General features: G+C 45.3%; 9 protein-coding genes. All 9 read left to right on the top strand.

Annotated elements, in window-relative coordinates; all coding sequences use genetic code 11:
- Nucleotides 1-99 precede the first annotated feature (99 nt).
- Nucleotides 100-2250, top strand: coding sequence for a (Fe-S)-binding protein (locus MKY34_RS00310; protein ID WP_342513266.1), 2151 nt, complete (start codon nucleotides 100-102; stop codon nucleotides 2248-2250).
- A 188-nt stretch (nucleotides 2251-2438) separates the two neighbouring features.
- On the top strand, nucleotides 2439-3635 hold the full coding sequence (locus tag MKY34_RS00305; RefSeq protein WP_342513265.1) for an acetyl-CoA C-acetyltransferase: 1197 nt from the start codon (nucleotides 2439-2441) through the stop codon (nucleotides 3633-3635).
- A 16-nt stretch (nucleotides 3636-3651) separates the two neighbouring features.
- The gene (locus tag MKY34_RS00300; protein WP_342513264.1) at nucleotides 3652-4503 is read left to right on the top strand and encodes a 3-hydroxybutyryl-CoA dehydrogenase; all 852 of its coding nucleotides are present in this window, start codon (nucleotides 3652-3654) and stop codon (nucleotides 4501-4503) included.
- Between the two features lie 15 nt (nucleotides 4504-4518).
- The gene (locus MKY34_RS00295; protein ID WP_342513263.1) at nucleotides 4519-5655 is read left to right on the top strand and encodes an acyl-CoA dehydrogenase; all 1137 of its coding nucleotides are present in this window, start codon (nucleotides 4519-4521) and stop codon (nucleotides 5653-5655) included.
- 23 nt (nucleotides 5656-5678) lie between these two features.
- A complete protein-coding gene (locus tag MKY34_RS00290; protein ID WP_342513262.1) occupies nucleotides 5679-6818 on the top strand; it encodes an acyl-CoA dehydrogenase in 1140 nt (379 codons plus the stop codon).
- Between the two features lie 13 nt (nucleotides 6819-6831).
- Nucleotides 6832-7461 carry a TetR/AcrR family transcriptional regulator gene (locus MKY34_RS00285; RefSeq protein WP_342513261.1) on the top strand — a complete coding sequence of 210 codons (630 nt, stop codon included), beginning with the start codon at nucleotides 6832-6834 and terminating at the stop codon, nucleotides 7459-7461.
- A gap of 41 nt (nucleotides 7462-7502) precedes the next feature.
- Complete coding sequence (gene icmF / locus MKY34_RS00280; protein WP_342513260.1) at nucleotides 7503-10760, top strand: fused isobutyryl-CoA mutase/GTPase IcmF; 3258 nt, start codon at nucleotides 7503-7505, stop codon at nucleotides 10758-10760.
- A 492-nt stretch (nucleotides 10761-11252) separates the two neighbouring features.
- Entirely contained in the window at nucleotides 11253-11417 is a 165-nt protein-coding gene (locus MKY34_RS00275) for a hypothetical protein (protein ID WP_342513259.1), read from the top strand.
- 124 nt (nucleotides 11418-11541) lie between these two features.
- A complete protein-coding gene (rpoE, locus tag MKY34_RS00270) occupies nucleotides 11542-12102 on the top strand; it encodes a DNA-directed RNA polymerase subunit delta (RefSeq protein ID WP_342513258.1) in 561 nt (186 codons plus the stop codon).
- Nucleotides 12103-12199 lie beyond the last annotated feature (97 nt).

Genomic DNA, 12199 nt, shown 5'->3' with positions numbered 1-12199 from the left:
ATTCATATTTAAACTAGAAGATAGAGCATCTATCTAAATGCTATTCTACATCAAAATAATCAGTATTGTCAAAACATTTGGAGGAAGGGGAGAGGACGAATGAGCCCATTGCTAATTGCGAACTGGATTTTATGCTTGCTAGTGATCGCATATGCACTTGCTTTGTTCACGTATTTGATCAAAACACGGATTCAATTCATTAAACTGGGGAAGAAAGTAGAGTTTGACAACAACGTCAAAGAACGTCTTCAAAAGATTTGGGTCTACGTCTTCGGACAAAAGAAACTATTAAAGGACAAGAAAAGTGGGACAATCCATTTACTGTTCTTCTACGGTTTTTTGCTCGTACAACTTGGAGCAATTGACTTGATTTGGAAAGGATTAAAACCAGGTTCGCATTTGCCGCTTGGACCACTTTATCCAGCCTTTACATTTTTCCAAGAAATTGTCGCATTGACGATTCTTGTGGCGGTTGTGTGGGCATTCCACCGTCGATATATCGAGAAACTTGTACGTTTAAAGCGAGGATGGAAATCGGGGCTTGTCCTGATCTTCATCGGGGGACTCATGCTTTCGACATTACTTGCAAACGGTATGAATATTATTTGGCAAGGCCATGACGCAACATGGACGGAGCCAGTAGCATCACTGATCGCTACAGTATTTGGATTCTTGCCGGCAACAGGAGCGGCAGCTGTGTTCTTCGTTGGTTGGTGGGCACACTTACTCATCTTGCTGACATTCCTTGTGTACGTGCCACAATCTAAACACGCGCACTTAATCGCAGGGCCTGCAAACGTTTACTTCCATCGTTTGGACCACGCGGGAACGCTAAAGCCTATCGATTTTGAAGCATTGGAAAATGCGGAAGATGAGGATGAAATGCCTTCGCTTGGGGTTGGAAAGATTACTGACTTCACGCAACTGCAAATGATTGACCTTTATGCATGCGTGGAATGTGGGCGCTGTACAAATATGTGTCCAGCAGCAGGGACGGGTAAAATGCTGTCTCCGATGGACTTGATTACGAAATTACGTGATAATTTAACGAATACAGGTGCACTCGTGACGAAGCAAAAACCATGGGTACCGACGTTTGCTTTTAACAACACGAAAGCGAACCAAATTGCGCTCGCGGCGGGTCTTGAAGGTGCTTCTATGGACGATATTTACAGTCCAGCACTCATTGGCGATGTTATTACAGAAGAAGAAATTTGGGCATGTACAACGTGCCGAAACTGTGAAGACCAATGTCCGGTGATGAACGAACACGTTGACAAAATCATTGACCTTCGTCGTTATCTTGTGATGACGGAAGGGAAAATGGATGCGGATGCACAGCGTGCTATGACGAACATTGAGCGTCAAGGGAATCCGTGGGGATTGAACCGCAAAGAGAAAGAAAAATGGCGTGATGCAAGTCCGGATATTCGCATTCCAACTGTGAAAGAATTGAAAAAAGCAGATGAGGAGTTTGAGTATCTGTTCTGGGTTGGCTCGATGGGGGCATTCGACAACCGTTCACAAAAAATTGCGCTCGCATTTGCGCGTTTGATGAACGAAGCAGGTGTGAAGTTTGCGATTTTGGGCAATAAAGAAAAGAACTCTGGGGATACACCGCGTCGTCTAGGAAATGAGTTTTTATTCCAAGAGCTAGCGACATCGAATATCGAAGAATTCGAAAAAGCGGGCGTAACGAAACTCGTTACGATTGACCCGCACGCCTACAATATCTTTAAAAATGAATACCCAGACTTTGGTTTTAAAGCAGAAGTCATTCACCATACCGAATTGTTGTATGAACTTGTGATGAAGGGCAAATTGAAGCCAGAGCATGCGATTAATGAAACAATCACGTTCCATGATTCTTGTTACCTCGGCCGATACAATGATGTCTATGATCCGCCACGTGAAATTTTGAAGGCAATTCCGGGCGTCAATCTTGTAGAGATGAAACGTAACCGCCAAGACGGCATGTGCTGTGGTGCGGGTGGCGGTTTGATGTGGATGGAAGAAGATACGGGCCATCGCATTAACGTTGCACGTACAGAACAAGCACTTGAAGTAAGTCCAGGCATTATTTCATCCGGCTGTCCGTATTGCTTGACGATGTTGTCAGATGGCACGAAAGCGGTTGAAGTAGAAGACAAAGTCGGCACATACGACATTGCAGAGCTACTAGAACGTTCGATTTTCGGAGAAACTGTGCAAGTACTTGAAGAGCAAGAAGAAGCTGCAGTTTTACAATAAAATCGGTAACACCTAACAAAAAGTGGTTGCGGAACAATCAGTATTATCGTACAATTGCAGTAATTAAGGGAGTGGAAACACTCCCTTTTTCATGAAAACTTGTTGAGCGAGCGTTCAGTCGCTCCGAATTATTGTATTATTCCAGAAAGTGAAAGCGTTAACACTTACTAACCTTGGAGGCGATAAGCATGGCAAGAACGGTCATAGTAGAGGGCGCACGAACGCCTTTTACAAAATTGGGTGGCGCATTACATACGTTAACGGCAAGTGATCTTGGTGGTGTGGCGATTAAAGAAGCATTGCATCGTGCGAACATTGCAGCAGATGAGGTCGATGAAGTCATCATCGGAACGGTATTGCAGGCAGGGCAAGGGCAAATACCTTCGAGGCAAGCGGCGACGAAAGCAGGCCTGCCATGGTCGGTCAAAACAGAAACCATTAACAAAGTGTGTGCATCAGGTATGCGTAGTGTGACGTTAGGCGATCAGCTTATTCGCCTTGGGGATGAAGAAGTGATTGTTGCAGGTGGCATGGAATCGATGTCTAACGCACCCTATTACGTGCCAAAAGGCCGTTTTGGTATGAAGATGGGTGACGCGCAACTTATTGATGGCATGATCTATGACGGGCTTTCTTGTTCGTTCTCACCGGATCGTGTCCATATGGGGACATATGGCAATGGAACAGCTGAAAAATTGTCGTTAACGCGTGAAGCGCAGGATACGTGGTCATTACGCAGTCACGAACGTGCTTTACAAGCAATCGATAACGGCTTGTTTGCAGAAGAAATCGTTGCGATTGAGATTCCGCAGCGCAAAGGCGATCCAGTGGTCGTGAATACGGACGAAGCACCACGTCGTGATACGTCACTCGAATCGTTGGCAAAATTGCGCCCGGCATTTGGCAAGGAAGGCACGATTACAGCAGGCAACGCACCAGGCGTCAACGACGGGGCATGCGCACTTGTGTTGATGAATGAAGAGCGTGCGAAACGCGAAGGCAAAACACCTTTGGCTACCATTATCGGTCACGCAGAAGTGGCGATTGCACCAGAAGATTTTCCACAAACACCGGGGCTCGTCATCAATGAGCTGTTGAAAAAGACAGGCAAGCAACTACAGGATATTGACCTGTTTGAAATTAATGAAGCATTTGCGGCTGTAGCGTTGGCGAGTGCACAAATTGCGGATCTTGACCCTGAAAAAGTCAATGTTAACGGCGGGGCTGTTGCACTTGGACATCCGATTGGCGCAAGTGGCGCACGTATTATTTTGACACTGGCACATGAATTGAAACGCCGTGGTGGCGGCATTGGCATTGCATCCATTTGTTCGGGTGGCGGCCAAGGCGATGCGATTATGATTGAAGTACCAAAATTAGCGTGAGTTGGGGGAGACAATAATGGACATCAAAAAAGTAATGGTCATCGGAGCAGGGCAAATGGGGGGCGGCATTGCCCAAGTATGTGCACAGGCAGGCTTTGACGTGACATTGAATGATATCAAAGAAGAATCCTACACAAAAGGGCTTGCAGTCATTACGAAAAACCTTTCACGTAACGTTGAAAAAGGTCGTATGACAGAAGAGGAAAAAGCAGCGGTTCTCGGTCGTATTACGAAATCACTAGACTTGCAGGATGCGGAAAAAGTGGACATTGTCATCGAAGCAGCTGTTGAAAATATGGACATTAAGCGTTCGATTTTCGCGAAACTAGATAGTATTGCACCGGCACATGCCATTCTTGCATCCAATACATCTTCGCTTCCAATTACCGAAATTGCGGCAGCAACCAATCGCCCAGAAAAAGTCATTGGTATGCATTTTATGAACCCAGTACCTGTTATGCAGCTTGTTGAAATCATCCGTGGTCTTGCAACAGAGGATGATGTCTACAAAGCGGTTGAGGATATGACAGTGAAACTAGCAAAAACACCAGTAGAAGTAAACGACTTCCCAGGCTTTGTTGCCAATCGTGTGCTGATGCCAATGATCAATGAAGCAATCTATACGCTCTATGAAGGTGTTGCAACGATTGAATCGATCGACGAAGTGATGAAACTCGGCATGAACCATCCAATGGGGCCGCTACAACTAGCAGATTTCATCGGACTCGACACATGCTTATACATTATGGAAACGCTACATGAAGGATTCGGAGATTCAAAATATCGCCCATGTCCATTGCTTCGAAAATATGTCAAAGCGGGTTGGCTTGGTAAAAAATCAGGACGAGGTTTTTACGTTTACAACTAAGGGAGTGCAGACGATATGAATTTAACATTCACCGAAGAACAACAGATGATGCGGGATATGGTAAGAAGCTTTGCGAAGACGGAAATTGAGCCATTTATTCCACGAATGGAAGCTGGCGAATTCCCGCGAGAAATCCTAACTAAAATGGCGGAGCTCGGTTTGATGGGCATTACGGTTCCAGAAGAGTATGGCGGAGCAGGTATGGATTTTATTTCGTACATTAGCGCAATTCATGAGCTATCAAAAGTAAGTGCTGTTATGGGCGTTATTCTTTCCGTTCATACATCTGTCGGCACAAATCCGATTATGTATTTTGGTAACGAAGAGCAGAAAGCGAGTTATTTACCGAAGCTAGCGAGTGGCGAATACTTGGGTGCATTCTGTTTAACGGAGCCGTCAGCGGGTTCTGATGCGGGTTCACTGAAAACGCGTGCTGTGAAAAAAGACGACCACTACGTGTTGAACGGCTCAAAGGTGTTTATTACCAACGGCGGGGAAGCGGATGTCTATATCGTGTTCGCATCGACAGAGCGGGGAAAAGGGACGTATGGTGTGACAGCCTTTATTGTCGATAAAGATACGCCGGGCTTAGTCATTGGAAAAGATGAGCAGAAAATGGGGCTGCATGGCTCACGGACAGTGGAGTTATCGTTTGATAATATGCATGTACCTGCCAAAAACCGTCTTGGTGAAGAAGGCGAAGGCTTTAAAATTGCGATGGCAAATCTGGATGTAGGTCGAATCGGTATTGCGGCGCAATCGCTTGGTATTGCAGAGGCGGCACTTGAAGCGGCGACGGGCTATGCGAAAGAACGTGTACAGTTTGGTAAACCGATTGCATTGCAGCAAGGGGTAGGCTTCAAGCTCGCGGATATGGCAACAGCAGTCGAAGCGGCAAGATTGCTTGTCTACCGTGCGGCGCAGTTGCGTGCAGCAGGATTGCCTTGTGGAAAAGAAGCCTCCATGGCGAAACTATTCGCTTCGAAAGCGGCAGTAGAAGGTTCCATCGAAGCGGTTCAAGTATTCGGAGGCTATGGCTATACAGAGGATTATCCAGTCGAGCGCTACTTCCGTGACGCCAAAGTCACGGAAATTTACGAAGGAACAAGTGAAATTCAACGTATTGTGATTGCCAAACACTTAACGAAATAAAAGGGAAAATAGGGGGAAATGACATGAACTTTCAATTATCCGAAGAACACGAAATGATCCGTAAAATGGTACGTGATTTTGCTGAAAACGAAGTCGCGCCAACAGCAGCTGAACGGGATGAAGAAGAACGCTTTGATATGGATCTCTTCAAAAAAATGGCGGAGCTTGGTTTGACAGGAATCCCTTGGCCGGAAGAGTATGGCGGCATCGGTAGTGACTACCTTGCGTATTGTATAGCAATCGAAGAATTGTCGCGTGTCTGTGCATCTACAGGGGTAACACTTTCTGCACATACGTCTTTAGCAGGCTGGCCGGTATTCAAGTACGGGACGGAAGAACAGAAGCAAAAATATTTGCGTCCAATGGCAGAAGGCTCAAAAATCGGTGCATACGGGTTAACAGAACCAGGCTCAGGTTCAGATGCAGGCGGTATGCGGACAACGGCGAAATTAGACGGGGATGATTATGTTCTCAACGGTTCGAAAATTTTCATTACAAACGGTGGTATTGCGGACACGTATATCGTCTTTGCTGTGACAGATCCAGACTCGAAGCATAAAGGCACAAGCGCATTTATCGTTGAGAAAGATTTCCCAGGCTTCTCGGTCGGGAAAAAAGAAAAGAAACTGGGCATTCGTTCTTCTCCAACAACGGAAATCATGTTTGACAATTGCCGTGTACCAAAGGAAAATCTACTGGGAGCAGAAGGAGATGGCTTCATCATTGCGATGAAAACACTCGACGGCGGACGTAATGGCATTGCGGCGCAAGCAGTTGGAATTGCCCAAGGTGCGCTAGATGCATCTGTTGACTATGCGAAAGAGCGCGTGCAGTTCGGCAAACCAATTGCAGCAAACCAAGGCATTGGCTTCAAATTAGCAGATATGGCAACGGCAACGGAAGCGTCAAGATTGCTGACGTATCAAGCGGCTTGGCTGGAATCGAATGACTTACCATACGGAAAAGAATCCGCAATGGCGAAGCTAATGGCTGGAGATACGGCGATGAAAGTGACGACGGATGCGGTTCAAGTGTACGGCGGTTATGGCTATACGAAAGACTATCCGGTAGAGCGCTTCATGCGAGATGCAAAAATTACGCAAATTTACGAAGGAACACAAGAAATTCAACGTCTCGTAATCTCCCGTATGCTAACAAAATAAGCGGGGGTGCAGTATGGAAACAAAACATCAAGTACAATCATCTGTGAAAGATGAAGGACTCATAGAGAAACGGCGTGAACAGATCATTCAAGGTGCTGTCAAGCTGTTTAAGAAAAAAGGATTCCATCGTGCAACGACACGCGAAATCGCGAAAGAGGCAGGCTTTAGTATCGGTACACTCTATGAATATATTCGGAGTAAGGAAGATGTCCTCTATCTTGTCTGTGACAGTATTTACAATGAAGTACACAATCGTCTTTCGAACCTTCCGATTCAGAAAGGGACGATTGACGGATTGCGAGTGGCAATCGATCGCTATTACCGATTAATCGATGATATGTCCGATGAATTTCTCGTGATGTATCAAGAATCGAAATCCTTGCAAAAAGATGCATTAAGATACGTTCTGAAAAAAGAAATGGAAATGGTTGCGCTCTTTGAGGATTTATTGCAAGCATGCGTGAAGTCAGGGGAATTGCGTATTTCAACCGATAATATCAGCATGGCGGCGCATCATATTGTCGTTCAAGGGCAAATGTGGGCGTTTCGCAGATGGGCCATGCATAAAAGCTACACGATCGAAGATTTTATCCGTGTACAAACAGATCAGCTATTTAGCGGTGTAGTAGGGGAATCATCCTAAGGGGAATGTTCGAAAAGTCAGGCAGAAGGGGTGTTTTAATATTGACTACAGTTGAAATTTATAAACCGAAGCATCATATCCGATTTGTGACGTCATCAAGTCTTTTCGATGGCCATGATGCGTCCATTAATATTATGCGTCGTATTTTGCAATCGAGCGGGGCGGAAGTCATTCATCTCGGGCATAATCGCTCGGTTGAAGAGGTCGTCAATGCAGCGATTCAGGAAGATGTGCAAGGTATTGCGATTTCATCCTACCAAGGTGGTCACGTTGAATACTTTAAATATATGTACGATCTTCTTCAGGAAAAAGGGGCGCCACATATTCGCATTTACGGCGGAGGTGGGGGTGTCATTATCCCGAAGGAAATTAAGGAATTGCATGATCATGGCATCGCATGGATTTTCTCGCCAGAAGATGGCCGCAAGATGGGGCTTCAAGGGATGATCAATCGTATGCTGGAAGAAAGTGATTTTTTAACAGCGACACAAAATGAGTTGGCGAATCTTGAAAAAGTGCGTATCGACACGCCGGAAGTATTAGCGAATCTCATCACGTATGCAGAAGAAATGTATGACAGGAATGATGCTACGGCTAATGCGGTTATTGAAAAAGCGCGCACATTGTCTAAAAACACACCTGTTTTTGGGATTACCGGTACAGGTGGGGCAGGAAAAAGTTCGTTGACGGATGAGTTGATTCGCAGATTTTTACACGAACTACCGGACAAAAATGTCGCGATTCTTTCAATCGACCCAACGAAACAAAAAACGGGCGGTGCACTGCTTGGGGACCGCATTCGCATGAATGCCATCTTCAATCAGCGCGTCTTTATGCGCAGTTTGGCGACGCGCGGTTCAAGGACAGAGCTATCAGGTGCCATTAAAGATGTGCTCGATATTGTCAAAACAGTCGGCTACGATCTGATCATCGTTGAAACGAGTGGTATTGGGCAAGGGGATGCCGAAATCACGGAAATCTCTGATGCGTCGATGTACGTGATGACAAGTGAATTCGGTGCACCAACGCAGCTTGAAAAAATCGACATGATTGACTTTGCAGACCTCATCGTCATTAACAAATTCGAGCGCAAAGGTTCAGAAGATGCACTGCGTCAAGTGCAGAAACAATATCAGCGTAGCCATCTCCTGTGGGATAAAAGCTTGGATGAAATGCCTGTGTACGGCACGATTGCTAGTCAGTTCAACGACAAAGGGACGAACGCATTGTTTGCGGCACTCGTAGGCGTGTTGAATGAAAAATGTGGTCTCGATTGGGAAACATCGTATGCGCAATTTGTGAAAACACAGAAACAGAACGTTATCATTCCGAATGAGCGCCACCATTACTTGCGTGAAATTGCGAGTACAGTGCGTGATTACCATAAAAAGTCGGAGCAGCAAGTGGAACTTGCACGCCGCCTGTTCCAACTAGAAGGTGCGATTGAAGCGGTCAATGAACAAGCGCCAAATGATGCATTGGTTGCATCACTACAATCACTTGTAGAAGGCGTACGTGATGAACTGACTGCAGAATCGAAACGTATTTTAGCCAACTGGGAGCAGTTGAGAGAGGCTTATGCGGGAGATGAATTTGTCACGAAAATTCGTGATAAAGAGTTGCGCACGGCTTTAACAACGACAAGTTTGTCCGGTTTAAAAATCCCGAAAGTATCGCTACCGAAATTCAAGGATTACGGAGAGATTCTTCGTTGGGTCTATAAGGAAAACGTTCCAGGCTCTTATCCGTACACAGCTGGCGTGTTCCCGTTCAAACGAGAAGGGGAAGATCCGAAGCGTCAATTTGCCGGGGAAGGGACGCCAGAGCGGACAAATCGTCGTTTCCATTACTTGTCGAAAGATGACGATGCAAAGCGTTTATCGACAGCATTTGACTCCGTTACGTTATACGGGGAAGATCCGGATGAGCGTCCAGATATTTTCGGGAAAGTCGGAGAATCTGGCGTTAGCATTTGTACACTCGATGACATGAAAAAGCTGTATGACGGCTTCGATCTCTGTGCACCTTCGACGTCTGTTTCCATGACGATTAACGGTCCAGCACCGATTATTTTGGCGATGTTCATGAATACGGCGATTGATCAGCAAGTGCGCTTGAAAGAAGAAGAGCTCGGGCGTACATTGACGATGGAAGAATTCACGGACGTGCGCAATGCGACATTGCAAGTGGTGCGTGGCACGGTACAAGCGGATATTTTAAAAGAAGACCAAGGGCAAAATACATGTATTTTCTCGACGGAATTTGCGTTACGCATGATGGGAGATATCCAGCAATATTTCATCGACAAACAAGTGCGTAATTACTATTCTGTATCGATTTCGGGCTATCACATTGCAGAAGCAGGTGCCAATCCGATTTCACAGCTAGCCTTTACACTGGCAAACGGCTTCACCTATGTAGAATATTATTTGAGCCGCGGCATGGATATCAATGATTTTGCGCCGAACTTGTCGTTCTTCTTCTCGAATGGCCTTGATCCGGAATATACCGTGATTGGTCGTGTAGCACGCCGCATTTGGGCAGTGACAATGCGCGAAAAATATGGTGCGAATGACCGCAGTCAGAAATTGAAATACCATGTGCAGACGTCGGGCCGTAGCTTGCACGCACAGGAAATTGATTTCAACGATATTCGTACAACATTGCAGGCATTGATGGCATTGCAGGATAACTGTAACTCTCTTCATACGAATGCTTATGATGAAGCGATTACTACACCAACAGAAGAATCTGTTCGCCGCGCGATGGCGATTCAGATGATTATTACCAAAGAGCTTGGCCTTGCGAAAAATGAAAACCCGCTCCAAGGAACGTTTATCATCGAAGAATTGACGGATTTGGTCGAAGAATCGGTTCTACAAGAATTCGATCGCTTGAACGACCGTGGCGGTGTTCTTGGATCAATGGAAACGCAGTACCAACGCGGAAAGATTCAAGAAGAGTCGATGCATTATGAGATGCTCAAACATACGGGCGAGCTGCCAATCATCGGCGTCAATACCTACCTAAATCCGAATCCACCATCTGAAGCGGATATCGATAATATGGAAATTGCACGTGCAACGACAGAAGAGAAAGAAAGCCAAATCATCAACTTGCGTGCATTCCAAACTACGCATGCCGAACAAACAGCAATCGCTTTGAACAAGTTGAAAGAAGCAGCAGTTTCAGGAGGCAACGTCTTCGAAGAACTCATGGAGACCGTAAAAGTGGCAAGTCTGGGCCAAATTACGAATGCTCTCTACGAAGTCGGCGGGCAATACAGAAGGAATATGTAAGCCATCACCACGCAAACTCCCGTTTGCGTGGTTTTTGTGGTTGGTGATTATATGGGTTGTAAATATTGATGTTATGATTTTTACCTACGCCCCAGCGAAGGCGCCTTACTAGCGGTCGCCGAAGCCATAAGCGCCGAGCGATGTTAGTAAGTTTTTTTAGTTTAATTTATAATTTTATCAACTCTCTTAGTTGATTGGAGTACAGAGCGGCTTTTCTGAACAAAAGTGAAGCGTTGAGAGCACGGAGTCAGATGTCTTAATTTCCGCAAAGAACGCAGAAATACGGCAATTCGAACCCTACGTTGTTCGATTGGCTGAGACCGTGCCCGCGGAAAGCGTCCGCTCGGAACGGAAATCAACGTGGACAAGATAATATTTAATTCAATTTATTTATAGTATGAAATTGACGCATTTATTTTATAATAGGCATACAGTACCTATGATTGTGAGTAGGATGTATAATGAAAGATACAGGCGAAAAGAGGTGCGGGGATGAAACGGTCATATCATATAGTTATCATAGCAATCCTTGTCATTCTCGTCTTTTTATTGTATGGTGATGGTTTCGGTGCAATCCCATTTTTACTTGCTGCAATTTACTTCGGCATAATTGGCATCAAAGAACTGAGACACTTAAATAAGAGTAAAAGATTGTAGCATAATGCGGCCTGCATTGTATATAATGATAAGTATGCTTATCTTCATTCAACGACATCCGCCTCTACAGGTGGTAAGATGAATGCAGTTTTGTTTTACTGTTTAGAGAAAGGACGTGCGTCTATTGAATATTCGTGAAATGACGAAAGAACAATTAGTTGAAGAATCGATGATTGATATCGCTTATGCGATTTTGACTGAAACACATGAGCCGCTAACACTCCAACAGTTAATGGATGAGATCCGTAAACTTACTGGTGTAACGGAGAAACAGATGAAAGAAAAACTTCAGCAGTTTTATACAGACATGAACATCGACGGTCGTTTCCTAGCGATCCACGATAACCGTTGGGGGCTTCGTGAATGGTATCCAGTCGATCAAATCGAAGAAGAAACAGCACCTGTCGTGAAAGTACGCAAAAAGAAAAAGAAAAAAGCGGTACTGGACGATGACGAGGATGACATCGAAGAAGACGAAGATGAGGACGAGCTATTCGATGAAGAATTCGACGAGCTAGTTGACGAAGATGAAGACGACGAAGAAGAAGAGGAAGAAGAAATCGTCGAAATCGAAGCGGATCTACTAGACCCGGATGATGACCTTGAAATTATCCCGGACGAAGAAGACTTGGATCTCGATGAAGAAGATGACGAGGACGAAGAAGAGGAAGAACTCGAAGAATAATCTCTTGACTTCATACGTCCCGCGCTATAAGATTTTACTGGGCTCCTTAAATTAGGACACAAAGAACTCGTGCATATGCGCTCCTCCTGTAGAACAT

Origin of the sequence: Sporosarcina sp. FSL K6-1522, from assembly GCF_038622445.1 — a bacterium.
Taxonomy (GTDB): domain Bacteria; phylum Bacillota; class Bacilli; order Bacillales_A; family Planococcaceae; genus Sporosarcina.
This window is presented reverse-complemented; position numbering and strand designations above follow the sequence as displayed.